Source organism: Pseudomonas sp. NPDC086112, from assembly GCF_044746425.1.
Taxonomy (GTDB): domain Bacteria; phylum Pseudomonadota; class Gammaproteobacteria; order Pseudomonadales; family Pseudomonadaceae; genus Aquipseudomonas.
On sequence record NZ_JBIVCD010000044.1, the window covers coordinates 16,928 to 42,568 of the forward strand.

At 59.7% G+C, this 25,641-nt stretch carries 24 protein-coding genes; 18 read left to right on the forward strand and 6 right to left on the reverse strand.

The annotated features are described in order from the left end of the window. Positions 1-76: 76 nt before the first annotated feature. The 3 genes from ACIPLA_RS24020 to ACIPLA_RS24030 are packed head-to-tail and all read left to right on the forward strand — an operon-like array spanning position 77 to position 2,533. Entirely contained in the window at positions 77-1,096 is a 1,020-nt protein-coding gene (locus ACIPLA_RS24020; protein ID WP_218395193.1) for an aminoglycoside phosphotransferase family protein, read from the forward strand. Continuing rightward, positions 1,093-1,764, forward strand: coding sequence for an N-acetylmuramate alpha-1-phosphate uridylyltransferase MurU (gene murU, locus ACIPLA_RS24025; RefSeq protein ID WP_218395192.1), 672 nt, complete (start codon positions 1,093-1,095; stop codon positions 1,762-1,764). The genes ACIPLA_RS24020 and murU overlap by 4 nt, the downstream gene beginning before the upstream one ends. 1 nt (position 1,765) lies before the next feature. Further along, positions 1,766-2,533 carry a TerB family tellurite resistance protein gene (locus tag ACIPLA_RS24030; RefSeq protein ID WP_218395191.1) on the forward strand — a complete coding sequence of 256 codons (768 nt, stop codon included), beginning with the start codon at positions 1,766-1,768 and terminating at the stop codon, positions 2,531-2,533. A gap of 131 nt (positions 2,534-2,664) precedes the next feature. Here the strand turns inward: ACIPLA_RS24030 and ACIPLA_RS24035 are convergent, their stop codons facing one another. Then, a complete protein-coding gene (locus ACIPLA_RS24035) occupies positions 2,665-3,657 on the reverse strand; it encodes an alpha/beta hydrolase family protein (RefSeq protein ID WP_401176513.1) in 993 nt (330 codons plus the stop codon). 73 nt (positions 3,658-3,730) lie between these two features. Here ACIPLA_RS24035 and ACIPLA_RS24040 point away from each other — a divergent pair, with 73 nt between their 5' ends. The 10 genes from ACIPLA_RS24040 to trpE all read left to right on the forward strand — a co-directional run bounded on the left by ACIPLA_RS24040 (position 3,731) and on the right by trpE (position 16,201). Then, positions 3,731-6,124 carry a PAS domain S-box protein gene (locus tag ACIPLA_RS24040; RefSeq protein WP_401176516.1) on the forward strand — a complete coding sequence of 798 codons (2,394 nt, stop codon included), beginning with the start codon at positions 3,731-3,733 and terminating at the stop codon, positions 6,122-6,124. A 104-nt stretch (positions 6,125-6,228) separates the two neighbouring features. Continuing rightward, positions 6,229-6,858: a response regulator transcription factor gene (locus ACIPLA_RS24045; protein WP_003210977.1), complete on the forward strand. Its 630-nt coding sequence runs from the start codon at positions 6,229-6,231 to the stop codon at positions 6,856-6,858. Positions 6,859-7,194: 336 nt separating this feature from the next. Next, positions 7,195-8,319 (forward strand): ABC transporter ATP-binding protein, encoded by a 1,125-nt coding sequence (locus tag ACIPLA_RS24050; protein ID WP_123497410.1) that lies wholly within the window; start codon positions 7,195-7,197, stop codon positions 8,317-8,319. Between the two features lie 48 nt (positions 8,320-8,367). Further along, positions 8,368-9,411 (forward strand): ABC transporter substrate-binding protein, encoded by a 1,044-nt coding sequence (locus ACIPLA_RS24055; RefSeq protein WP_218395188.1) that lies wholly within the window; start codon positions 8,368-8,370, stop codon positions 9,409-9,411. A gap of 206 nt (positions 9,412-9,617) precedes the next feature. Then, on the forward strand, positions 9,618-10,865 hold the full coding sequence (locus ACIPLA_RS24060) for an ABC transporter permease (protein WP_123497414.1): 1,248 nt from the start codon (positions 9,618-9,620) through the stop codon (positions 10,863-10,865). A gap of 12 nt (positions 10,866-10,877) precedes the next feature. Beyond that, entirely contained in the window at positions 10,878-11,702 is an 825-nt protein-coding gene (locus tag ACIPLA_RS24065) for an ABC transporter permease (protein WP_192344779.1), read from the forward strand. Positions 11,703-11,924: 222 nt separating this feature from the next. After that, positions 11,925-13,073 (forward strand): iron-containing alcohol dehydrogenase, encoded by a 1,149-nt coding sequence (locus ACIPLA_RS24070; RefSeq protein ID WP_123497416.1) that lies wholly within the window; start codon positions 11,925-11,927, stop codon positions 13,071-13,073. A gap of 86 nt (positions 13,074-13,159) precedes the next feature. Then, entirely contained in the window at positions 13,160-13,834 is a 675-nt protein-coding gene (gene rpe, locus ACIPLA_RS24075; protein ID WP_007906892.1) for a ribulose-phosphate 3-epimerase, read from the forward strand. After that, positions 13,831-14,649, forward strand: coding sequence for a phosphoglycolate phosphatase (locus tag ACIPLA_RS24080; protein ID WP_123497418.1), 819 nt, complete (start codon positions 13,831-13,833; stop codon positions 14,647-14,649). The genes rpe and ACIPLA_RS24080 overlap by 4 nt, the downstream gene beginning before the upstream one ends. Before the next feature lie 70 nt (positions 14,650-14,719). Then, on the forward strand, positions 14,720-16,201 hold the full coding sequence (gene trpE / locus ACIPLA_RS24085; RefSeq protein WP_218395186.1) for an anthranilate synthase component I: 1,482 nt from the start codon (positions 14,720-14,722) through the stop codon (positions 16,199-16,201). Positions 16,202-16,370: 169 nt separating this feature from the next. On the opposite strand, the gene estP is transcribed toward trpE, so the two are convergent. Next, a complete protein-coding gene (estP, locus tag ACIPLA_RS24090; protein WP_401176525.1) occupies positions 16,371-18,278 on the reverse strand; it encodes an esterase EstP in 1,908 nt (635 codons plus the stop codon). 409 nt (positions 18,279-18,687) lie between these two features. On the opposite strand from estP, the gene ACIPLA_RS24095 reads away from it, so the two are divergent. From ACIPLA_RS24095 to ACIPLA_RS24110, 4 genes are all read left to right on the forward strand, one after another. Beyond that, entirely contained in the window at positions 18,688-19,281 is a 594-nt protein-coding gene (locus ACIPLA_RS24095) for an aminodeoxychorismate/anthranilate synthase component II (protein ID WP_008067458.1), read from the forward strand. A gap of 9 nt (positions 19,282-19,290) precedes the next feature. Then, positions 19,291-20,340 carry an anthranilate phosphoribosyltransferase gene (trpD, locus tag ACIPLA_RS24100; protein WP_007906883.1) on the forward strand — a complete coding sequence of 350 codons (1,050 nt, stop codon included), beginning with the start codon at positions 19,291-19,293 and terminating at the stop codon, positions 20,338-20,340. Further along, positions 20,337-21,173, forward strand: coding sequence for an indole-3-glycerol phosphate synthase TrpC (gene trpC, locus ACIPLA_RS24105; protein ID WP_401176530.1), 837 nt, complete (start codon positions 20,337-20,339; stop codon positions 21,171-21,173). Before trpD ends, trpC begins: the two co-directional genes overlap by 4 nt. 148 nt (positions 21,174-21,321) lie before the next feature. Continuing rightward, entirely contained in the window at positions 21,322-22,023 is a 702-nt protein-coding gene (locus ACIPLA_RS24110; RefSeq protein ID WP_218395183.1) for a lipoyl protein ligase domain-containing protein, read from the forward strand. 24 nt (positions 22,024-22,047) lie between these two features. On the opposite strand, the gene crp is transcribed toward ACIPLA_RS24110, so the two are convergent. Next, positions 22,048-22,692: a cAMP-activated global transcriptional regulator CRP gene (gene crp / locus ACIPLA_RS24115; RefSeq protein WP_123497427.1), complete on the reverse strand. Its 645-nt coding sequence runs from the start codon at positions 22,690-22,692 to the stop codon at positions 22,048-22,050. Positions 22,693-22,941: 249 nt separating this feature from the next. Here crp and ACIPLA_RS24120 point away from each other — a divergent pair, with 249 nt between their 5' ends. Further along, the gene (locus ACIPLA_RS24120) at positions 22,942-23,364 is read left to right on the forward strand and encodes an OsmC family protein (protein WP_092277352.1); all 423 of its coding nucleotides are present in this window, start codon (positions 22,942-22,944) and stop codon (positions 23,362-23,364) included. 174 nt (positions 23,365-23,538) lie between these two features. Here ACIPLA_RS24120 and coq7 read toward each other — a convergent pair whose 3' ends face one another. From coq7 to ACIPLA_RS24135, 3 genes are all read right to left on the reverse strand, one after another. Beyond that, on the reverse strand, positions 23,539-24,186 hold the full coding sequence (gene coq7 / locus ACIPLA_RS24125) for a 2-polyprenyl-3-methyl-6-methoxy-1,4-benzoquinone monooxygenase (RefSeq protein WP_008008345.1): 648 nt from the start codon (positions 24,184-24,186) through the stop codon (positions 23,539-23,541). 186 nt (positions 24,187-24,372) lie between these two features. Then, positions 24,373-24,711, reverse strand: coding sequence for a histidine triad nucleotide-binding protein (locus ACIPLA_RS24130; protein ID WP_007906873.1), 339 nt, complete (start codon positions 24,709-24,711; stop codon positions 24,373-24,375). A gap of 81 nt (positions 24,712-24,792) precedes the next feature. Beyond that, on the reverse strand, positions 24,793-25,581 hold the full coding sequence (locus ACIPLA_RS24135; protein ID WP_123497429.1) for an SDR family oxidoreductase: 789 nt from the start codon (positions 25,579-25,581) through the stop codon (positions 24,793-24,795). Positions 25,582-25,641 lie beyond the last annotated feature (60 nt).

A 25,641-nucleotide genomic window follows, 5' to 3' on the forward strand; every position in this document is an offset into this window, starting at 1 on the left:
TCTCGATGGTCTGAAAAAGATGCTGGATAATAAAGCATGACCCGCTTGACGGCTAGCGCCGTCGGAGACCCTTGCAATGCCTGACCAAGATGTACGTTTGCAACACCTGAAAGTTTGGCTCGATGAACAGTTGGCTATCCTCTTTGCAGAACAAGGTTGGGGCACCGTGCCCCCGGCCACGTTGACTGCGGCCAGTAGCGACGCGAGTTTTCGGCGCTATTTCCGCTGGGAAGGCGCAGGCAGAAGTTTCGTCGTGATGGACGCGCCGCCGCCCCAGGAAAACTGCAAACCCTTCGTGGATATCGCTTTTCTGCTGGCGAAATCCGGAATAAACGTGCCGAAAATTTATGCCGAAGACCTCGAACGTGGTTTTCTTTTGCTCAATGACCTGGGCAACAAGACTTATCTGGACGTGATCGACAGCGAAAACGCCGATGATTTGTTCAAGGATGCCCTGCAAGCGCTGTTGGCTTTCCAACAGTTGCCGATGGTGGCGCCGCTGCCGAGTTATGACGTGGCGCTGCTGCGTCGCGAGCTGGAACTGTTCCCCGAGTGGTACGTGAAGCGCGAACTGGGCATCGAGTTCGACTCGGCGCAGCAAACGCTCTGGCAGCAGGTCAGCGACCTGCTGATCGACAGCGCCCTGGCTCAGCCCAAAGTCCTGGTGCATCGCGACTACATGCCGCGCAATCTGATGCTCAGCGAACCGAATCCCGGCGTGCTGGATTTCCAGGACGCGGTCTACGGGCCGGTGACCTATGACGTGACCTGCCTGTTCAAGGATGCCTTCCTCAGTTGGCCTGAGGAGCGCGTGCGTGGCTGGCTGGAGGATTACTGGCAGCAAGCGGGTGCGCTCGACATCCCGGTGCAGCCAGATTTTGAAGACTTCTTGCGCGCCAGCGACCTGATGGGTGTGCAACGGCACCTGAAAGTCATCGGCATTTTCGCCCGTATCTGCCATCGCGACGGCAAGCCGCGCTACCTCGGCGACGTGCCGCGCTTCTTTGCTTATATAGACGCCGTCATCGCCCGTCGCCCTGAACTGGCGGCGCTGGGTGAATTGCTGGCCAGTCTGCGTGCTGGAGCGACGGCATGAAGGCAATGATTCTGGCAGCGGGTAAAGGCGAGCGCATGCGTCCGCTGACCCTGACCACGCCAAAACCGCTGGTTCGCGCCGGCGGAGTGCCCCTGATCGAATATCACCTGCGCGCCTTGGCGACTGCAGGGTTTAGCGAGATCGTGATCAACCATGCCTGGCTCGGTCAGCAGATCGAAGATTATCTGGGCGATGGTTCGCGGTACGGCGTGAGCATCCAGTATTCGGCGGAAGGTGAGCCGCTGGAAACCGGTGGCGGTATTTTCCGTGCGTTGCCGTTGTTGGGAGACGAGGCCTTTGTGGTGGTCAACGGTGACATCTGGACCGACTACGACTTCAGCGTGTTGCATCAGCCCATCGCCGGGCTCGCTCATTTGGTATTGGCGGACAACCCGGCGCATCACCCGAGTGGGGATTTCGCTTTGGTCGATGGCCATGTGCAGGACGGTCGGTCGGATACATCAACCTTGACCTACAGCGGCATCGCTGTGCTGCACCCGCATCTGTTTGACGGGTGCTCGGCCGGCGCCTTCAAACTTGCGCCGCTGCTGCGCAAAGCCATGGCTGACGGGCAAGTGACCGGTGAACGCCTGAATGGGCATTGGGTGGATGTCGGCACCCACGAGCGCCTGGCTGAAGTAGACACTCTGATAGAAGCGAGACGCTGACATGTTGTGGCCAGGGACTCTGATTGGAGCCGGAGCGGGCTTTGCTATAGCCAGCATTCCGGGGGCCATGCTCGGCGCTTTATTGGGACAGGCGCTGGACCGGCGCTTGCACCTGCAAAGCTGGGCGCATTTATGGGAGAAGTTCGGTGGTCGCTCGGTGCTGCGCAACGATGAGCTGCTGTTCGTGTTGCTAGGCCGATTGGCCAAGAGCGATGGGCGGGTAGTGGATGGCCACATTCAGCAGGCGCGGCAGGAAATGCGTTCGCTGGAAATGACCGAGTCGGCGCAACGTCGGGCGATTGCAGCATTCAATCGCGGTAAGTCGGGACACGACCGGTTGCGCGGTTATCTGCGACGCCTGAGTGCTCAACCCCACGCGGCGGAAGGGGTGTTGCGTGCCTGTTGGCGGATGGTCTGGGCGGATGGTCGCGCCGGTAACAATGAGCGAGAGCTGATTGCCCAGTGGGGCAAATGGCTCGGCTGGACGTCGCATCAAGTGCAGGCGCTGGCCAGCGATTACGAGCCACAGAAGCGACCGTTGGTCACCAGCGCGATCACGTATCAGGATGCCTTGCGACTGTTGGGAGTGTCTGCCACGAGTGAGCCGGCACAGATCAAGCACGCCTATCGACGCCTGCTCAGTCGGCATCATCCGGACAAGATTGCCGGCAGCGGTGCGACGGCGTTGCAGGTTCGCGAGGCCACGGACAAGACTCGTGAATTGCACAATGCCTATACGTTGATTCGTGAGCGGCGGGATTTTCGTTAGCCGGGCAGAGTTGTGTTGTCAGTGATTCCGTCTTCGCGGGCAAGCCTCGCTCCTACAAGTTTTATGCGCGCCGGGCGCGACACCTAACCTGTAGGAGCGAGGCTTGCCCGCGAATGGGGCGACTCGGTCTATCAGTCCGCCACAGGCTGCGGATTCAACCACCCACGCACCCGCCGCACCAACTGCTCTTGCTCGGCCTTGGCATTCCCCGGCAAAGCCTTGAGCGACACCTGACTGAACCCCGAAGTTTTCAAGCGCTTGCTGGCCTGCAAACGTTCCAGCGCCGCGTTACGATCCACCGGCTTATCCATATAGAAGATGTCTGCGGCAGGCAGCTTCAAGGTGGGTGTGAGCTCAGCCAGTCCCGGTTTTGCTGTAACAGGCGTCTGGGCGGCAATCATCACGAATTTCTCGACTTGCGATGGCTGCTTCTCGCTCAGATAACGCGCGGCCCAGTAAGCGCCGGTACCATGTCCCAGCACGACGATACTGCGAGCGCTTTGCTGTTCGGCGTAGGCGATGGCGGCATCGATGCGCGCGAAGATTCGCTCGGCGTCAGCTTTGGCTTGTTCTTCGGTGGTTTCGACGATGGCCTTGTCGGTTACCTCCGCTTCGCCGCCGGCCGCCTGTTCGATGGGCGCCGCAGTCGTCGCGTCTTTGCTGCCGGCATCAGGCGTTTTGGGCGCTGGCGCCACTTCGACGATACGTGGCGCAATGGCTTCGCTTTGCAGGTCCGGCAAGGTGATACTCAGGCTGCTCCACTCGGCGTCCGGCAATTTACGGCGCAATGGGCTGATCGCTTGCGGCCAGTCAACGGTTTCGCCGGCGCCCGGGATGATAATCACCGCGCCTTTGGGTTCGGCGGTATTGGCCGGTTTCCACAAGGCGAGAAAGCTGTCGGTGCCGGCTTGCAGTTGTTGCTGTTCCTGCGCAGGGATTTTTCGCTCAAGTGCGGCCGCTTCTTCCTGACTACGCTCAAGCAGCGGCTGGCGTTCAACCGGTTTTTCTTCTGCGGGTTGTTCCGCGGCGGCAGGTGCCGGGTCAGCCGCTTCGACGGAAAACGCGCAAGGCAGGATCAACGACAGGCACAATGCTGGCAGTGCCAGGCGGTAGACAGGGGGCATCGGATATTCCAGGCCAGAAGTTATTCCGGCAGCCTAATGGGTTGGTCAGTATTTGTCAGTGTGTGAGACTTCGATGATGCATTTTCGCTGCCTGTGGGTTATCGGCTGTTTGTGGTTTCCCTTGATGGGCTGGGCGGCGCCCGCGCCACCGGCGCACGTCGTGCAGCTGTTGCCAGCGCAACAGCAATGGCTGGCGCAGCATGGCGAGTTGCGGGTCGGCGTGGTGTTGCAAACGCCTTATGCCCAATACGATCGCCGCTTGCAGCGCCTGTCCGGGGTTAACATCGAGCTGATGAAGTGGCTGGCCAAGGCGCTCAAGATCGAACTGAGCTGGCGTAATTATCCCGATCTTGCGCAACTGGAAGCCGCCGCCCGTGAAGGCGACATCGATATCGCGCCAGGCCTGACGCAAACCCCCGTGGGTTTGCGGCTCTGGCAATTTTCCGACCCTTACATGCGGGTGTCGCAACTGGTGGTCAGCGACCAGAAAAGCACCGGTGCGGTAGAACTGGAAAAACTCGACAGCCAGACCCGCGTTGCCGTGCGCATGCCCAGCGTCACCGCCGATTATCTGCGCAGCAATTATCCCCATCTGAACTTGCAGGGCGTGCCTCTGGAGCGCCAGGCGCTGCAACTGTTGTTGAGTCAGCAGGCCGGCTACGCCGTGGTCGATGAAGCTCAGTTCGGGCGTCTGTCTGCCGAGCCCGAGTTCTCCGGGCTGGTGGTGGTGGGCGATATCGGTTTCCCGCAACTGCTGCGAGTGGCCACGCGCCGGGACTGGCCGGAGTTGGCCGGCATCGTCGAAAGCGCGCTGCGGACGATCCCGGCCAAGGATCTGGAGCAATTGCACAATCAATGGGTGCAACCCAAGTATCCGCGGCTGTCCGAGTCGCCGGGTTTCTGGCAAAACCTCTGCCTGCTCTTGGTGGTGTTGCTGCTGAGCAGCATGGCCATTGTGTTCTGGCAGCGCCGTCAGCAACACAGTCTGGAGCAACGATTGCTGGCGGCGCGCGAAGACATTGCCCTGCGCGAGGCCAGCGAAGAGGCCTTGCGCCTCACGCAGTTTTCCATCGATCAGAGCACCGTCGGCATCCTCTGGGTCAACTGGGACAGCCATGTGCGCTATGCCAACCGGGCGGCTGAAACCATGCTTGGCTACCCGGTGGGCGGGATCATTGATCGGCCATTGATCGACTTCGAGCCCGGCTTGCACATGGACCGCTGGCTGAGCCTGTGGAAACGCGCCCGGACCAGTGACGAAGCGCCGCAAAGTTTCGAGACCCATTGCGTGCGAGCGGACGGCAGTATCCTGCCGGCGGATGTTTCGTTGAGCTTCTTGCGTTTTCGCGATGGCGAATACCTGGTGGTTTATCTCAATGATGTCACCGAACGTCGTCGCGCCCTTGCTGCGTTGCAGGAAAGCGAAGCGCGCCTGCAAGGGATCGCCGCCAACGTCCCCGGCCTGGTCTTTCGTCTGGAGCGCGCGCCGGTGACCGGGCAGATCGACTTTGCCTACATCAGTGAAGGCAGCGAGAGCCTGGTGGGGTACTCGCCCGCGACGCTGGCCCATCGCGACAAAGGCCTGCGCAGTCTGGTGCATCCGGACGACAGGGCCAGTTATCACCAGACTCAGGATCACGCGCTGGACACCGACAGCGACTGGTCGTGGCAGGGCCGGATTCTGACCCGTCAGGGCGAACAGCGCTGGGCCGAGATCAAGGCCATCACTCGCCGCCTCGATGACGGCGCCTATGTCTGGGACGGGATCGTCTGGGACATCACCGAGAGCAAGCGCATCGAACTGGAACTGGCCAGCTCCCGCGAGCAACTGCGCGAGTTGTCCGCCCACCTGGAGAGCGTTCGGGAAGAGGAAAAGGCCCGCATCGCCCGGGAAGTTCACGACGAATTGGGTCAGATGCTGACCGTGTTGAAGCTGGAAACGTCCATGTGCGAATTGGCCTACGCCCAGCTCGATCCGGGTCTGCACGAGCGCTTGAACAGCATGAAGCGGTTGATCGCGCAGCTGTTTCAACTGGTGCGCGATGTGGCCACGGCGCTACGACCGCCGATTCTCGATGCCGGGATTGCCTCGGCCATTGAATGGCAGGCCCGGCGGTTCGAGGCGCGCACGCAGATCCCGTGCCTGGTACAAGTGCCGGATAACTTGCCGGTGCTCAGCGATGCCAAGGCCATCGGGCTGTTCCGGATCCTTCAGGAAGCGCTGACCAATGTCATGCGCCACGCCCAGGCGCATACTGTTGAACTGACGCTGGCCCTTGAGGGCGATGAACTCTGCCTGACTGTCAGCGATGATGGCGTAGGATTTGTCGCCGCCACTGGCAGGCCGACATCCTTTGGAGTGGTCGGCATGCGTGAGCGGGTGTTGATCATGGGCGGGCAGTTGTCGCTTGAGAGTGAGCCGGGGGAGGGTACGACCCTGAGCGTGCGAGTGCCGTTGGACCCCTAAAAGATCGCAGCCTTCGGCAGCTCCTACGCCGAACGCGTACCCCTGTAGGAGCTGCCGAAGGCTGCGATCTTTTCGGCGACAAGGCAATTTTTGAGGAGAGGCAAGTGATCCGTGTACTGGTAGCCGAAGACCACACCATCGTTCGCGAAGGCATCAAGCAATTGATCGGCCTGGCCAAGGACTTGCTGGTGGTAGGGGAGGCGAGCAATGGCGAGCAGTTGCTCGAGACCTTGCGCCATGTTCCGTGCGAAGTGGTGTTGCTGGATATCTCCATGCCCGGGGTCAACGGCCTGGAAGCGATTCCGCGGATTCGCGCCTTGAACAATCCCCCGGCGATCCTGGTGTTGTCGATGCACGACGAAGCACAAATGGCCGCCCGGGCGTTGAAGGTCGGCGCTGCAGGTTATGCGACCAAGGACAGCGATCCGGCATTGCTGCTGACGGCAATCCGCAAAGTCGCGGCGGGTGGGCGATACATCGACCCGGACCTGGCTGACCGGATGGTCTTCGAAGTCGGCCTGACGGATTCGCGGCCGTTGCACTCATTGCTGTCGGAGCGTGAGTTCTCGGTATTCGAACGCTTGGCCCAAGGCGCCAACGTCAACGACATCGCCCAACAACTGGCCCTCAGTAGCAAAACCATCAGCACCCACAAAGCGCGACTGATGCAGAAACTCAACATCACCTCCCTGGCCGAACTGGTGAAGTACGCGATGGAACACAAGCTCCTCTGATTTTGAACGCGATCCCCCGTAGGAGCGAGGCTTGCCCGCGAAGCTTTTAGCGCACTTGAGGACGCCTTCGCGGGCAAGCCTCGCTCCTACGGGATCGTTGAGGCATGTCCATTTGCGACATGCACACAAAGCCGCTTTTGCCTGATCTTGCGGCTTGCAGATCACCGCTTGTCGCGATCGCGAATCGACATATCCATCCCCGCCATCCTTGTAGGGCAATCCCTACCCCCAATCTTCCATCCGGCTGAGGCGATTCTCTCCTGCGCCCCGATTTGCGCCCCTCCCAGCGTCCACTAGGCTTAGTCCACAGCAGTCATCAATAACAAAGGTGTGGGTATGAGCCAGGTTGATTCAAGCGCAGGGGCCAGCGATATTCTGGTCAGCTTTCGTGGAGTGCAAAAGAGCTACGACGGCGAGAACCTGATCGTCAAAGACCTCAACCTGGATATTCGCAAAGGCGAATTCCTCACCTTGCTCGGGCCGTCCGGCTCCGGCAAGACCACCAGTCTGATGATGCTCGCCGGTTTCGAAACGCCGACCGCCGGCGAAATTCAACTGGCCGGGCGCTCCATCAACAACGTGCCGCCGCATAAACGCGACATCGGCATGGTGTTCCAGAACTACGCGTTGTTCCCGCACATGACGGTCGCCGAGAACCTGGCGTTCCCGCTGACCGTGCGCGGTTTGAACAAGAATGATGTCAGTGACCGGGTCAAACGTGTTTTGAGCATGGTTCAGCTCGACACCTTCGCCCAGCGTTATCCGGCGCAACTGTCCGGCGGCCAGCAACAGCGTGTGGCCTTGGCCCGTGCGTTGGTGTTCGAACCGCAACTGGTGCTGATGGATGAACCTCTCGGTGCACTGGACAAACAACTGCGCGAACACATGCAGATGGAAATCAAACACCTGCACCAGCGCCTCGGTGTGACCGTGGTCTACGTGACCCACGACCAGGGCGAAGCCCTCACCATGTCTGACCGTGTGGCGGTGTTCCACCAGGGCGAGATCCAGCAGATCGCACCACCGCGCTCCCTCTATGAAGAACCGAAAAACACCTTCGTCGCCAACTTCATCGGCGAGAACAACCGTCTCAATGGTCGCTTGCACAGCCACACCGGTGACCGTTGTGTCGTCGAACTCGGTCGCGGTGAAAAGGTTGAAGCCCTGGCGGTCAATGTCGGCAAGACCGGCGACCCCGTCACCCTGTCGATTCGCCCGGAACGCGTGAGTCTCAATGGTTCGAGCGAATCCTGCGTCAACCGCTTCTCGGGGCGGGTGGCGGAATTCATCTATCTGGGCGACCACGTCCGGGTTCGTCTGGAAGTCTGCGGCAAGACCGACTTCTTCGTGAAACAACCGATTGCCGAGCTCGATCCCGCGCTCGCTGTCGGCGACGTGGTACCGCTTGGCTGGCAGGTCGAACACGTTCGCGCGCTCGACCCACTTTTAGAGGCGCATTGATCGCCCCGGCTACACCAACACCAACCCTGCACGTGGAGAGAACAATAAATGTTGAGATCCCTGAAATTCACCGCCCTGGTCGTGGGCATGATGGGTGCGGCACACGCGATGGCGGCGGGCCCGGACCTGACCGTGGTGTCCTTTGGCGGGGCGAACAAGGCGGCGCAGGTCAAAGCCTTCTACGCACCGTGGGAAGCGGCGGGCAACGGCAAGATCGTGGCGGGCGAGTACAACGGCGAGATGGCCAAGGTCAAAGCCATGGTCGACACCAAGAGCGTGTCCTGGGACCTGGTGGAAGTTGAATCGCCGGAACTGTCCCGTGGTTGCGATGAAGACATGTTCGAGCAACTCGACCCTGCGCTGTTCGGCAAAACCGAAGACTACGTCAAAGGCGCTATCCAGCCGTGCGGCGTGGGCTTCTTCGTGTGGTCGACCGTGCTGGCCTACAACGCTGACAAGCTGGCATCCGCACCGACCAGTTGGGTCGATTTCTGGGACACCAAGAAATTCCCGGGCAAGCGCGGCTTGCGTAAAGGCGCCAAGTACACCCTGGAATTCGCACTGATGGCTGACGGCGTGGCGCCGAAAGACGTCTACAAAGTACTGGCCGGCAAGGATGGTCAGGACCGTGCGTTCAAGAAGCTTGATGAGCTCAAGCCGAGCATTCAGTGGTGGGAAGCCGGCGCACAACCGCCGCAATACCTCGCCTCCGGTGACGTGGTCATGAGCTCGGCCTACAACGGCCGGATCGCGGCGGTACAGAAAGAAAGCAACCTGAAAGTGGTGTGGAACGGCGGTATCTACGACTTCGACGCGTGGGCGATTCCAAAAGGTCTGGACAAGACCCGTGCTGAAGCGGCGAAGAAATTCATAGCATTCACCGTGCAACCGCAGCAACAGAAGACCTACTCGGAAAACATCGCCTACGGACCGGCCAACACCAAAGCCGTGCCGTTGCTGGCCAAGGATGTCCTGAAAGACATGCCGACCACCCCGGAAAACATCGCCAACCAGGTGCAGATCGACGTCAGCTTCTGGGCTGACAACGGCGAGCAACTGGAACAGCGCTTCAATTCCTGGGCTGCGAAGTAAGACCACCCCGTGGGCTTACCCACTCCTGTAGGAGCGAGGCTTGCCCGCGAAGCCGTCAGCACATTCAACATCAATGTTGACTGACACGCCGCCTTCGCGGGCAAGCCTCGCTCCTACAGGGGTGATGCATAGTTATCAAGAACAGAGGTGGCCTTGCGGTCACGGAATGCCGCCTCTGTAACGATCAAAGATTTCCGGAGTACGCCATGGCTATCGCCGTTCCCGTGAACGCGGGCACTGACCCCACCTTGAAGCAGCGGCTCAAGCACGCCGAGCGGATCAACCGCTGGAAAGCTCAAGCCTTGATCGCGCCGTTGGTGCTGTTTCTGTTGCTGGTGTTCCTGGTGCCGATCGTGGCGCTGCTCTACAAAAGCGTCGGTAACCCCGAAGTGGTTGGCGCCATGCCGCGCACCGTGGCAGCCATCGCCAGCTGGGATGGCCGAGGCCTGCCGGCAGAGCCTGTGTATAAGGCCGCCAGCGAAGACCTCGCCGAAGCCCGCAAGAATCAGACCTTGGGTGACTTGTCCAAGCGCTTGAACATGGAGTTGGCCGGCTACCGCAGCCTGCTGACCAAAACCGCACGCGCCTTGCCGTTCGCCACCGAGCCGACTTCCTATAAGGAAGCGCTCGAAGCGCTGGACGAGCGTTGGGGTGATCCGGCCTATTGGCAGGTCGTGCGCCGCAATACCAGTAATGTGACGCCTTATTACCTGCTGGCCGCTGTCGATCATCGTATCGACGACCTCGGTGAGCTGGCCCCGGCCACCCCCGATCAGGCGATCTACCTCGATATCTTTGCCCGGACCTTCTGGATGGGCCTGATCATCACCGTGATCTGCCTGGTGCTGGCCTATCCACTGGCCTACCTGCTGGCGAATCTGCCATCGCGGCAAAGCAACCTGTTGATGATTCTGGTGCTGTTGCCGTTCTGGACCTCGATTCTGGTGCGGGTCGCTGCGTGGATCGTGTTGCTACAGTCGGGCGGTTTGATCAACAGCGGGCTGATGGCCATGGGCATTATCGATAAGCCGCTGGAGCTGGTGTTCAACCGCACCGGGGTTTACATCTCGATGGTGCACATCCTGCTGCCATTCATGATTCTGCCGATCTACAGCGTAATGAAAGGCATCTCGCCGACTTACATGCGTGCGGCGATTTCCCTCGGCTGCCACCCGTTCGCCAGTTTCTGGCGGGTGTATTTCCCGCAAACCTATGCCGGTGTCGGCGCCGGTTGCCTGTTGGTGTTCATCCTCGCCATCGGCTACTACATCACCCCGGCGTTGCTGGGCAGCCCGAACGATCAGATGGTCAGTTATTTCGTCGCCTTCTACACCAACACCAGCATCAACTGGGGCATGGCGACCGCGCTCGGTGGGCTGTTGCTGCTGGCGACCGTGGTGCTTTATCTGATTTACAGCCGGCTGGTGGGCGCCAGTCGCCTGCGCCTGAGCTAAGGGGAGAATGAAATGCTGAGTCCTTACATGTCGCCCATCGAACGGGTGTGGTTCTACAGCTTGCGGATTCTCTGCGGCTTGATTTTGTTGTTCCTGATCCTGCCGGTGCTGGTGATCATTCCGCTGTCGTTCAACTCCGGGAGCTTTCTGGTCTATCCGCTGCAAGGCTTCTCACTGCACTGGTACCAGGACTTCTTTGCTTCGGCGGAATGGATGCGTTCGTTGAAGAACAGCATGATCGTGGCTCCGGCGGCGACCGTGCTGGCGATGATCTTCGGTACGCTGGCAGCGATCGGCCTGACCCGGGGCGATTTCCCGGGCAAACCGCTGGTGATGGCGCTGGTGATTTCGCCAATGGTGGTGCCGGTAGTGATCATTGGTGTGGCCAGTTACCTGACCTTTGCCCCACTGGGATTTGGCAACAGCTATATCTCGCTGATCGTCGTGCACGCCGTCTTGGGTGTGCCGTTTGTGATCATCACGGTATCGGCGACGTTGCAGGGGTTTAACCAGAACCTGGTACGGGCCGCTGCAAGCCTGGGGGCTTCGCCGCTGACCGCGTTCCGTCGGGTGACCTTGCCGTTGATTGCGCCGGGCGTGATTTCCGGTGCGCTGTTTGCCTTCGCCACCTCATTCGATGAAGTGGTGGTGACGCTGTTCCTTGCTGGTCCCGAACAAGCGACCTTGCCTCGGCAGATGTTCAGCGGCATCCGCGAAAACCTCAGCCCGACGATTGCCGCTGCCGCGACGCTGCTGATTGCGTTCTCGGTGGTCCTGTTGCTGACATTGGAATGGCTGCGTGGGCGCAGCGAAAAACTTCGCACCGCCCAGGTCTGAAATTACACACAGCTCAAAATGTGGGAGCGGGCTTGCTCGCGAAGGCGGTGGAACATTCGACATACATGTCGGCTGACACTCCGTCTTCGCGAGCAAGCCCGCTCCCACAGTTGATCTGTGTGGTTTTCAGGATCGGCGGTCATTCACCAACTTAATAGCAGACAACCCCCAATCCCCAGCTACTATTGTGCCCAGCTCCCCTATCTATAAGAGGCTGCGCACATGAGTCTTTCCTCTTTCAAAATCGCTCACAAACTGATCACTGGCGCAGGTGCCATCGAGCAACTGGCGGCTGAGCTCACACGTCTGGACATCGATAACCCGCTGATCGTTACCGACGCCGCTCTGGTCAAGTCCGGCACGGTAGAGCTGGCGCTGGCGCAGCTGGGCGAGCGCAGTTACGAGATTTTCGACCGGGTGCTGCCGGATCCGGAAATCGCCATCGTCGAAGATTGTATGCGGGTTTACCGTGAAGGCGGGCATGACGGATTGATTGGTCTCGGTGGCGGCAGTGCCATCGACATCGCCAAGAGTGTTGCCGCTTATGCCGGTTACCACGGCGCCCTGGAGGACTTGTTCGGCGTCGATCAGGTGCCGCGCAAAGGCCCGCCGCTGATTGCTATCCCGACCACTGCCGGCACCGGTTCGGAAGTGACCAACGTGGCCATCCTCTCCGACAAGATCGCGCAACTGAAGAAAGGTATTGTCAGCGATTACCTGTTGCCGGACGTGGCACTGATCAGCCCGCAAATGACCCTGACCTGCCCGCGCAGTGTCACCGCTGCCAGTGGCATCGATGCGCTGGTGCACGCCATCGAGTCCTACTTGTCGCTCAATGCTTCGCCAATCACCGATGCCCTGGCTATTGGCGCGATCAAACTGATTACCAAAGCACTGCCCAAGGCCTACGCCAATCCATCCCATCTGCAAGCCCGCGAAGACATGGCCACCGCCAGCCTGATGGCCGGCATGGCGTTCGGCAATGCCGGGGTCGGCGCGGTGCATGCGTTGGCGTATCCACTGGGCGGGCGTTTCAACATTGCCCATGGCGTCAGCAATGCCTTGCTGCTGCCGTATGTCATGACCTGGAACAAGATGGCTTGCGTGGAGCGCATGCAGGATATTGCCGAGGCCATGGGGGTGATGACCGCTCATCTGAGCGCCAACGAAGCGGCGGACAAAGCCGTGGAGGCGATGACCGAGCTGTGTGCAGCGGTAGAAATCCCGCTGGGCCTGCGCAGTTTCGGGGTGCCTGAGGATGCGATCCCGGCCATGGCCGTGGAAGCCGCCGGGATTGAGCGCCTGATGCGTAACAATCCGCGCAAGTTGAGTACCGTCGATATCGAGAAGATCTACCGAGCGGCCTATTAGTACCCAATCATCGCAGCACGGTGCGCGCGTCAAAGCATGAGGTATACAATGCGCGCCATCGTGATTCTGCTCAAAAAAGGTGCGTCATGCAGCCCTTCGTCATTGCTCCGTCGATTCTCTCCGCCGACTTCGCCCGCCTGGGCGAGGAAGTGGACAACGTCCTGGCCGCCGGCGCCGACTTCGTGCACTTCGATGTCATGGACAATCATTACGTGCCCAACCTGACCATCGGCCCGATGGTGTGTGCCGCGCTGCGCAAGTACGGCGTGACCGCGCCGATCGATGCCCACTTGATGGTCAGCCCGGTGGACCGCATCGTCGGTGACTTCATCGAAGCCGGTGCGACCTACATTACTTTCCACCCGGAAGCCACGCAGCACGTCGACCGTTCCCTGCAACTGATCCGCGAGGGCGGTTGCAAGGCGGGCCTGGTGTTCAACCCGGCGACCCCGCTGGACGTGCTCAAGTACGTGATGGACAAGGTCGACATGATCCTCTTGATGAGCGTCAACCCGGGTTTCGGCGGGCAGAAGTTCATCCCCGGCACCCTCGACAAGCTGCGTGAGGCGCGGGCGCTGATCGATGCCTCCGGTCGTGATATCCGCCTGGAAATCGACGGTGGCGTGAATGTGAACAACATTCGCGAAATCGCTGCGGCGGGCGCCGACACCTTCGTGGCCGGCTCGGCGATCTTCAATGCGCCGAACTACCAGGAAGTGATTGAAAAAATGCGCTCCGAACTGGCGCTGGCTCGCCCATGAGTGGCTTTGAGCAGCTGTTCCCCGGGCGTCTGCCGCGGCTGGTGATGTTCGATCTGGATGGCACGCTGGTCGATTCGGTCCCCGACCTCGCGGCGGCCGTGGATAACATGCTGCTCAAACTCGGGCGTCAACCTGCCGGCATCGAACCGGTACGGGAGTGGGTCGGCAACGGCGTGCACATGCTGGTGCGCCGGGCCTTGGCCAACCACATCGACGCCGAGGGTGTCGATGAGGTCGAGGCCGAGCATGCCCTGGAATTGTTCAACGGCTTTTATGAAGATGGTCACGAACTGACGGTGGTTTACCCCGGCGTGCGTGACACTCTCAAGTGGCTGAACAAACAAGGCGTCGAAATGGCGCTGATCACCAACAAGCCGGAACGCTTCGTCGCGCCGCTGCTGGATCAGATGAAGATCGGCCGTTACTTCAAATGGATCATCGGTGGCGACACTCTACCGAATAAGAAACCCGACCCGGCCGCGCTGTTTTTCGTGATGAAAATGGCCAACATTCCAGCGTCCCAATCGTTGTTCGTCGGCGACTCGCGCAGCGACGTGCTGGCGGCGAAAGCGGCGGGGGTCAAATGCGTGGCCCTCAGTTACGGCTATAACCACGGTCGGCCAATCGCCGAAGAATCGCCGGCGCTGGTGATCGATGATCTGCGCAAACTAATTCCCGGTTGCCTGGATCCGGCCGCTGAGATAACGTTGCCCGACGCTGTTCAATCCCCTCCTGGAAACGCCATCGTGGTGGTCACTCGCAAACTCTGGATGAAAGTCATCAAGGCCCTGGCCCGCTGGCGTTGGCGCGCCTGACTTGTTCCTGGCCGGCGTACCGGCGCGTTTGCACACCTGACCGTTAGACCCTCAAGCCACGAGGCACCTCATGATCCGCGAAGAATTCCTGCGTTTGGCCGCTGCCGGCTACAACCGCATCCCGCTTGCCTGCGAAACCCTGGCCGACTTCGACACGCCGTTGTCGATCTACCTGAAACTGGCCGACGAGCCCAATTCCTACCTGCTGGAGTCGGTGCAGGGCGGCGAGAAATGGGGCCGTTATTCGATCATTGGCCTGCCGTGCCGCACCGTGCTGCGGGTTCACGATCACCACGTCAGCGTGACCCACGACGGCGTCGAGATCGAAAGCCACGACGTTGAAGACCCGCTGGCCTTTGTCGAAGCCTTCAAGGCGCGTTACAACGTGCCGACCATCGCCGGTCTGCCGCGCTTCAATGGCGGTCTGGTGGGCTACTTCGGTTACGACTGCGTGCGCTATGTGGAGAAGCGTCTGGGCAAATGCCCGAACCCGGATCCACTGGGCGTACCGGACATTTTGCTGATGGTGTCCGACGCGGTAGTGGTGTTCGACAACCTCGCCGGCAAAATGCACGCGATTGTCCTGGCCGATCCATCGCAGGAAGACGCCTTCGAACAAGGTCAGGCGCGTCTGCAAGCACTGCTGGAACAACTCCGTCAGCCGATTACCCCGCGCCGTGGCCTGGATTTCAGCAAGCAACAGTCTGCTGATCCGGTGTTCCGCTCGAGCTTCACCCAGGACGATTACGAAAAAGCCGTCGACACCATCAAGGAATACATCCTGGCCGGTGACTGCATGCAGGTCGTGCCGTCCCAGCGTATGTCGATCGACTTCAAGGCTGCGCCTATCGATCTGTATCGGGCGCTGCGCTGCTTCAACCCGACGCCTTACATGTACTTCTTCAACTTCGGCGACTTCCACGTCGTCGGCAGTTCGCCGGAAGTATTGGTGCGGGTCGAAGACAACCTGATCACCGTGCGCCCGATTGCCGGCACTCGCCCACGCGGGGCCAACGAAGAGGCCGACCTGGCGCTGGAAAAAGACCTGCTGTCGGACGACAAGGAAATTGCCGAGCACTTGATGCTGATCGATCTAGGCCGCAACGACACCGGTCGGGTTTCGGAAATCGGTTCGGTGAAACTCACCGAGAAGATGGTGATCGAGCGTTATTCCAACGTGATGCACATCGTGTCCAACGTCACTGGCCAATTGAAGGCCGGGCTGACGGCGATGGACGCACTGCGGGCGATCCTGCCGGCCGGCACCTTGTCTGGCGCGCCGAAGATTCGCGCGATGGAAATCATTGACGAGCTGGAACCGGTCAAGCGTGGCGTCTACGGCGGCGCGGTCGGTTACTTCGCCTGGAACGGCAACATGGACACTGCGATTGCGATCCGCACCGCAGTGATCAAGAACGGCGAACTGCACGTGCAGGCCGGTGGCGGCATCGTCGCCGACTCTGTGCCGGCACTGGAATGGGAAGAAACCCTGAACAAGCGCCGCGCCATGTTCCGTGCAGTAGCCCTGGCCGAGCAGACGCCGGACACCTGAGTTCATGCAATACCTGTGGGAGCGAGCCTGCTCGCGATGGGGCCAGCACTGCTGACATTGATGTTGCCTGGCTCATCGCTATCGCGAGCAGGCTCGCTCCCACATGGATCTCACCCCCATAAAAAACGCGGCGCCTGTGAGGGCGCCGCGTTTTTTTATTGCCTGCGGTTTAGAAATCCAACGCCACCCCAACGTTGATGCCCTGTTGGGTAAAGTCATCATCCTTGCGGAACGTGTAACCACCACGCAGCGCCAGGTCGGCGGTCAACTTGTGGCTGACCCCCAGGCTCACGCGGTTCAAGTGACTCTGCGGCGTATAACCTTCCAGCGTAAAGTCGTTCGCCGGCAGGCTGTTGAGGGCGATGTTTACCTTCTGAACGTCATCTTCGTACTCACGTTCGTAGGCATATTCGCCAAATACCTGGGTCTGACGGGTGAAGTTGTACTTTCCTTGCAAACCGACACCCAGGCGTTTCGAATCTCGGGTCTGATCATCAAAGGTCAGCGCCGTGGAGCGGTTGCTGTTTTCCGAGTAGCCGTCGACTTCCACTTTGGCGTAATCGGCGCTGATGAACGGTGACAGATGCCATTCGCTCCCCGGTTGGGCAATGTCATAGCCGAGGCGAGTGCTGAAGGCCCAGAGGTGGCCATCGGTATCACCCTTTTCCCCACCTTCGCTGACACCCAGGTCGAATTTGCGTTCGAGGTTGTCGTAATCCAGTTTGCCACCGGTCAATGCGGCATCGGCCCACCAGCGATTCTGCTGAAACTGGGCGAAGGCGGTCGCCAGATAGCTATTGAGTTTGTAGTCCGAATCGTTACTACCGGCGTCCAGGTTCTGACGATAGAAGCCTGCTGCCACACCCACGCGCCAGGCTTCATTGAGGCGATAGCTGCCGCCGATATTCAGGTTGTAACCGCTGCCATCGGCGCTGGCGCCGCTGCTTTGGCTATCGACATCCAGATGCTGGCCACCGCCGGCGACAATCGCGCGCCATTGACCGACGGCCTGCCAGTTCTCCCAGTCGGATTGCCACTGGCTACGCAGTTCATCCTGATGGGCGCGTAAGGTGGCGTGGGCCATTTCCGGCAGCAGCGTCAGTTCCCAAGGCGCCGACAGCAAGGAATAGGCGTAATCGGCTATCAGCTTTTGCCCGGTTTCCGTGGGGTGAACCGAGTCGTTATAAATCAGCTTGCTCGGGTCCGGGGTGGCACTGTTGATGCCATACACGGCGTTCTCCGTACAACCGCTGCCGCTAAAACAGGTGGCCGTCAGGTTCTGGCCGGTGGCGAGGCCGAAACGCGCCGGGTCGGCGAAGGTTTCCTGCAACAGCAGTGGAATGTTCAGCGGGATAATTTCGGCATTGATCCCCGCCAGGCGTGTGACCAACTGTTGATTAAAGTCGGTACTCAGCTGTGAGATCGAGGCTTGTAATGGAGTGCCATTGACGGCGGGCGTCAATCCAAGGTCGGGCAGCAGCCAGACCACGATGTATTTGGCGCCGGCGGTTTGCAGGGTCTGCACGCTGTCGGCCAGTTGATTTGCCGCGGTGTTGGCCTGGGCGGTATTGAGTACGCGGCCTTGAAGGAAGTCGTTGCCGCCCCCGGAGATGTAATACAGCGCATTCGGATCGGCGCGGAAATTGTTCGTCGGCAGATAGCCTGGTCGGGTGCGTTCGCCCGTAGCGGATTCGGTAGTGATCGAATCCAGAATCTGGTCGGTGCGGTAACCGCCCACGGCCCAGTTGTTGCCATCCACCAGTCCTTCATTGGCGCGTACAGCCGAAGTCGAGGCGGCGGTCTGGTCTGCTGAGAACCCGAGACGTCCACCCAACAATTGCGTGGAGTTCAGCGAGCGAAATTCACCACTGCCATCCAGGTAGACCGGCCCGGTCCGGTTGGTAAAACGCTGGGTCGCACCGGCAGGGCCACCCGTGTCGGTAAACTGCCCGGCATCGTTGAGGCTGTCGCCAAAGACGACGAAATTCGAATACGGGTTGGGCGCGGCAATCGCCTGGGAACAGGCCGCAGCGAGCAGGCATCCGGCGAGCGGTACAAACAACGTCTGTTTGATCATGAGCAAGTCCGTTTATTTATTGTTGTTGTAAACGAAACGACAGTACCAAAAACTTTCGGCCCTTTGCCATCTATCGCGAACCCTTCGCTTGTTTCGCACCCTGTCGCCCCGACCATATTGCACGCTCTGCCCAGCTAAGTTACTGTGCCGAGACGTATGAATGAGACCTTCCCCGTGTTGATCGTCAGCAAACTCCTGGATCAAGTCATCAAGGCACACGCCCGTTGGCGTTGGCGCGCCTGAATCTTTTCTGCCGGCCTGGCCGGACCTGTACCGCTTTGCCTTCTTTACCTGTATGAAATGCCGCTTTGCTGGCGCCACTCCAGCACCTGACAAAGCGCAGCGCACTGCGGGTAAATCATTCGAAGGCCGTCTTAAAAGTCAGTGAATTCAAGAGGTTCTTAACGCCATGTTGCTGATGATCGATAACTACGACTCTTTTACTTACAACGTTGTGCAATACCTTGGCGAGCTGGGCTCCGAGGTCAAAGTCGTACGCAACGATGAACTCACCATTGCCGAAATCGAAGCGCTCAACCCTGAGCGCATTGTCGTGTCTCCCGGTCCTTGCACTCCGACCGAAGCCGGTATTTCCATCGAAGCGATCAAGCACTTCGCCGGCAAACTGCCGATTCTCGGTGTTTGCCTGGGTCACCAGTCCATCGGCCAGGCCTTTGGTGGCGATGTGGTCCGTGCCCGTCAAGTCATGCACGGTAAGACTAGCCCGGTATTCCACGAGGACAAGGGCGTATTCGAAGGTCTGAATCGTCCGCTGACGGTCACCCGCTACCACTCGCTGATCGTCAAGCGCGAAACCCTGCCCGATTGCCTGGAGCTGACCGCCTGGACCCAGCTCGAAGACGGCTCTGTCGACGAGATCATGGGCCTGCGCCACAAGACGCTGAACATCGAAGGTGTGCAGTTTCACCCTGAGTCTATCCTCACCGAACAGGGACACGAATTGTTCGCCAACTTCCTCAAACAAACCGGCGGCACGCGCTAAGGACTTTCCATGGATATCAAGACAGCCCTGAGCCGTATCGTCGGCCACCTCGACCTCAGTACCGATGAGATGCGCGATGTCATGCGCGAAATCATGACCGGGCAATGCACGGATGCGCAGATCGGCGCGTTCATGATGGCCATGCGCATGAAGAGCGAAAGCATCGATGAGATCGTCGGCGCCGTGACGGCGATGCGCGAGTTGGCGGACAAGGTTGAACTCAACACCCTCGACGGCGTGGTCGATGTGGTCGGCACCGGCGGCGACGGTGCGAACATTTTCAACGTTTCCACCGCTTCTTCGTTTGTCGTTGCCGCGGCCGGTTGCACCGTGGCCAAGCACGGTAACCGTGCGGTGTCGGGCAAAAGCGGCAGCGCCGACCTGCTGGAAGCCGCAGGTATCTACCTGAACCTGACCCCGGTACAGGTGGCGCGTTGCATCGATAACGTGGGCATCGGTTTCATGTTTGCCCAGACTCACCATAGCGCCATGAAGCACGCCGCCGGCCCGCGCCGTGAGTTGGGCTTGCGCACCTTGTTCAACATGCTCGGCCCGCTTACGAATCCGGCCGGTGTGAAACATCAGGTGGTAGGTGTGTTCAGTCAGGCGTTGTGCCGGCCATTGGCCGAAGTTTTGCAGCGTCTGGGTAGCAAACACGTGCTGGTGGTGCATTCGAAGGATGGCCTGGACGAGTTCAGTCTGGCGGCTCCGACCTTTGTGGCTGAATTGAAGAATGACCAGATCACCGAGTATTGGGTCGAACCCGAAGACTTGGGGATGAAGAGCCAGAGCCTGCACGGTCTGGCGGTGGAAAGCCCGGCGGCTTCCCTTGAGCTGATTCGCGATGCCTTGGGCAAGCGCAAGACCGAGAACGGTCAGAAAGCCGCCGAGATGATCGTGCTCAATGCCGGTGCCGCGTTGTACGCCGCCGACCATGCCAGCAGTTTGAAAGAAGGCGTTGCCCTGGCGCACGATGCGCTGCACACAGGCCTCGCTCGGGAAAAACTTGAGGAATTGGGTGCATTTACCGCGGTATTCAAAGTGGAGAATGAGGGATGAGTGTGCCGACGGTTCTGGAAAATATTCTGGCCCGCAAAGTTCAGGAAGTCGCCGAGCGTAGCGCCCGTGTGAGCCTGGCGGAGCTGGAAAATCTGGCCAAGGCGGCCGATGCACCCCGTGGTTTCGCCAAGGCATTGATCGATCAGGCCAAGACGAAACAGCCGGCGGTCATTGCTGAAATCAAGAAGGCTTCGCCAAGCAAAGGCGTGATTCGCGAGAACTTCGTTCCCGCCGACATCGCCAAAAGTTACGAAAAGGGCGGGGCGACTTGCCTGTCGGTGCTCACCGACATCGATTACTTCCAGGGCGCCGATGCGTATCTGCAACAGGCTCGGGCGGCATGCAAGCTGCCGGTGATCCGCAAGGATTTCATGATCGATCCGTATCAGATCGTCGAGTCCCGTGCTCTGGGTGCTGACTGCGTGCTGTTGATCGTTTCCGCACTGGATGACGTGAAAATGGCCGAGCTGGCGGCCGTAGCCAAAAGCGTCGGTCTCGATGTGCTGGTGGAAGTCCACGACGGTGATGAGCTGGAGCGGGCCTTGAAGACACTCGACACGCTACTGGTGGGCGTGAACAACCGCAACCTGCACACTTTCGAAGTCAATCTGGAAACCACCCTCGACCTGTTGCCGCGTATTCCGCGCGATCGTCTGGTAATTACCGAGAGTGGCATTCTTAACCGGGCCGATGTCGAGCTGATGGAAATCAGCGACGTGTATGCGTTCCTGGTCGGCGAAGCGTTCATGCGCGCCGAAAACCCGGGTACCGAACTGCAGCGCCTGTTCTTTCCCGAGCGTGGCATTCCAGTGAGCGGTTCTACGCTCGATTGATTGAAAATCGGGGCGCTCCCTTCGCGAGCAAGCCCGCTCCCACATTAGCCCGCGTTCATCCAGACAACGCGAATTCACTGTGGGAGCGGGCTTGCTCGCGAAGGCGGCATAAGATGCACCACAGACTGACCGTCCTATGGAAGACCTTATGACCTCACCAACCCCCCTGACCATCGAAGCCGGCCTGCTCGCCGAGCAGGATCTGCTGGCGCATGTGTGCACCGGTGAGTCGGAATTCGGTCTGCTGTTCTGGCAACCCACTGACCGCGCATTGGTCATGCCTCGTCGCTTGAATCGTCTGCCACAGTTCGAGGATGCCTGCGAAGTCTCCGCTGCCGCCGGCTGGCCGGTATTGCTGCGCGAAACCGGCGGTGAGCCAGTGCCGCAATCGGCTTCGACGATCAACATCGCACTGGTTTATGCCCCGCCGCGCAGCGAAGGCGATTTGAACCGCATCGAAACCGGCTACCGGCGGCTGTGCGATCCGATCTGTCAGTTACTTGATGAGCTGGGCGGCACTTCGTCGTTGGGCGAAATTGAGGGCGCGTTCTGCGACGGCCGTTTCAACGTCAACCTCGATGGTCGAAAGATGGTCGGCACCGCCCAGCGCTGGCGCCAGAGCAAGGGCGGTCAGCGTCCGGTCGGCCTGGTGCACGGGGCGATGTTGATCGATGACGAGCGAGAGTCGATGGTCGCGGCGGTCAATCGCTTCAATGAAGCCTGTGGCCTGGAGCAGCGGGTTCGCGCTGAAAGCCACATCGCCCTGCATGAGAAGTTTGCCGCTTCTGATGCGCTGGAACGGCTCAATACGCTCTACCGACAGTTGTTGGCAGAAATGCTCGGGGCTTAAATGCTCGGAGCCTGGTTTTCGAGCTTAGCGCGTGCCGAAGACCACCATGGTCTTGCCTTTGACGTCGACCAGGTTGCGCTCCTCCAGATCCTTGAGCACGCGGCCGACCATCTCACGGGAACAACCGACAATCCTGCCGATTTCCTGACGGGTCACTTTGATCTGCATGCCGTCCGGGTGAGTCATGGCGTCAGGCTGCTTGCACAGCTCCAGCAGACAGCGTGCAACGCGACCGGTCACGTCGAAGAATGCCAAGTCACCGACCTTGCGCGTGGTATTGCGCAGGCGCTGTGCGATTTGTCCGCTGAGCACGTAAAGAATGTCTGGATCTTGTTGGGACAGCTCGCGGAATTTCGCGTAGCTGATTTCCGCGACGTCGCATTCGACCTTGGCCCGCACCCAAGCGCTGCGTTCCTGTTCCAGGCCCGCTTGCTCAAACAGACCCAGCTCGCCGAAAAAGTCCCCGGAGTTGAGGTAGGCAATGATCATTTCACGGCCGTCGTCATCCTCAATCAGAATGGTGACCGAACCTTTGATGATGAAAAACAGCGTGTCCGAGCGGTCACCGGCACAAATGATGTTGCTCTTGGCGGCATAGCGACGGCGCTGGCAGTGCATCAACAGTTTGTCGAGGTTCTTGATTTTGGGTGTGGGGGTAATAGCAACCATGGTTGTATCCCGAAAAGACTGCACGGTGTGTTTGTTTTTTATAGGCGCTGGCGAAGCCTGCGATCCTTTTTATTCGCTGCGAAGCTGGCTATGCGCCACTGATTTGGCGCCAGCTTAACAGACACATTCCTTCAAGATTCGAGAATTTGCCTACGACGCAGATGGTTATGTCCTAGGAAGGCGAAGCGCTGCCAATCAAGGGCCCTGTGCTAAGCTGGCGACCCTTTTTTAGACAGTGGAGTCTTGGCGATGAAGGCACGCATCCAATGGGCTGGCGAAGCCATGTTCCTCGGCGAATCCGGCAGCGGTCATGTCGTGGTCATGGACGGTCCGCCCGATGCCGGCGGTCGTAACCTGGGTGTCCGGCCGATGGAAATGCTCCTGCTGGGTGTTGGCGGCTGCAGCAATTTTGATGTGGTCAGCATCCTCAAGAAGTCCCGTCAGGCCGTCGAAAGCTGCGAAGCCTTCCTCGAAGCCGAGCGTGCGAGCGAAGATCCGAAGGTTTTCACCAAAATCCACATGCACTTCGTGGTCAAGGGCCGCGGGCTGAAAGAAGCTCAGGTCAAGCGCGCCATCGAGCTGTCGGCCGAGAAGTATTGCTCGGCCTCGATCATGCTCGGCGCGGCTGGCGTGGCGATTACCCACGACTACGAAATCATCGAGCTTGGTTGAATCGACGTGCAGACTCAGGTGATGCAAATTTTCTACGCGCGCAACATGCCGAACTAAGAGTTCCGAGTACAAAAAAAGGCGACTACCTCGAGGTAGTCGCCTTTTTTATTGCGAAACGCGGTTTCTGTGGGAGCGGGCTTGCCCGCGATGGGGACGTCGCGGGTGCTGCAATACTTAGATCCGATACGTACTCTTGGTCATTACCTTGGCCAACAGACTCATGCCGAACTTCACCGGTGCAGGAAAACGAAACCCCCCGGCATCCAGCGCACTTTCGGCGTGGTGTTCTTCATCAATGCGCATCTGCTCGAGGATCGCCCGGGATTTTTCATCCTCGGCAGGCAGTTGCTCAAGGTGTTCATTCAGGTGTTTGCAGACCTGATGCTCGGTGGCAGCAACGAAACCCAGGCTGACTTTGTCGCTGATCAACCCGGCGACCGCGCCAATCCCGAACGACATGCCGTAGAACAGAGGATTGAGGATGCTAGTGTGGCTGCCCAACTGATGAATGCGTTGTTCGCACCACACCAGATGGTCGATTTCTTCTTCGGCGGCGTGCTCCATGGCGGCGCGCACTTTCGGCAGCTTGGCGGTCAGGGCCTGGCCTTGATATAGCGCCTGGGCGCAGACTTCGCCGGTATGGTTGATGCGCATCAAACCGGCGACGTGTCGGGTGTCCTCGTCGCTCATTTGTGCATCCGGCTGCACGATGGCAGGCGACGGACGGTAGGGCTGACCACTGAAGGGCAGCAAAGTACGCATCGCAGCATCGGCTTGCAGCAGAAGACGGTCAATTGGCGAGTAGTGACGTTGGGTAGTCATGCTGACCTCCGGGAAGAATCTCGGCGGCCAGTTTAACTCAATCGGCCGGGGGAGGGTTTGCGCTGGGTCATTTCCGCTGGTGTCACCACCAATCCTTGTAGGAGCGAGGCTTGCCCGCGAAGCTTTTGGCGCACTTGAGGACGCCTTCGCAGGCAAGCCTCGCTCCTACAGGGGGAGATTGATGAATCAGCCCGGCGGCCAGTGCATCTGGCGCTGACCCAGCACGTGCATATGAATGTGATAGACGGTCTGCCCGCCCAATTCATTGCAGTTCATGACTACCCGGAAACCTTCCTCACAGCCCAATTCCAGAGCCAGGCGCTGGGCCGTGAACAGAATATGCCCGGCCAAAGCCTTATCGTCCTCGGTGAGGTCGTTAAGGGTGCGCACCGGTTTCTTCGGGACTACCAGGAAATGCACGGGGGCCTGTGGCGCGATGTCGTGGAAGGCCAGTACCTGGTCGTCCTCGTAAATGATCTTCGCCGGGATTTCCCGGTTGATGATCTTGGTGAACAGAGTATCCACAGCTGTTTTCTCCGTTGTTTGGGCTGGCCTGAGTGTAACCATGGGTCAGGTCAGAGCCCAGTCTTTTGCCTTGAGGATTGATCAGCGCGGGCAATAGGCTTTGTTGACCATGCCCGCGATTGTCCGGGTCAGCCAGCGTGAGCCGAGCCGCGGCAGGAACGCGAACCAGCGATTCAGGCGACCGGGAATAATAATGGCGCGATTTTTCGCCAGCGCGCGCACGGTATAGAGCGCGACTTCTTCTGGACTCATCAGCAGTTTGCTCTCGACCAGTTTGTCGGTGTCCAGTTGCGCGGTGCGGAAAAACGCCGTGCGGGTCGGGCCGGGGCAGAGTACCGACACCTTGACCGCGCATTTCTTCAGTTCGACGCGTAAACCTTCGGAAAAATGCAGCACGTAAGCCTTGCTGGCGTAGTAAGTGCTCATCCAGGGGCCGGGATGGAACGCCGCGACCGAGGCGACGTTCAGAATCTGCCCGCCGCCCTGCAAGGCCATGCTGTTGCCGATGGCATGGCACAAGCGCGTGAGGGCCAGGATGTTCACTTCTATCAAGTCTTGTTCGGTCATCCAGTCCTGGGCCAGGAATGGACCGCAGGTACCGATGCCGGCACAGTTGACCAGTAAATCGATCTGCCGGTCGCCTTCCTCCAGCTCCAGCAAAAAACCGGACAGCCTCAGCGGCTCGCCCAGGTCACAGGCACGAAACAGCACCTCCACACCAAAACGTTGAGTCAGTTCAATCGCAATGCTTTCCAGCTGATCACGCTGTCGGGCCACCAGAATCAGGTTGCGGCCGCGCCGGGCCAGCGCTTCGGCCATCGCCAGGCCGATGCCGCTGGAAGCGCCAGTGATCAGAGCGTAACGGGTCATGCAGTTCTCCATCGCAACAGCTCCGCGCCGGCGACGCAGGTGTCACGGGCGGGAAGCGCT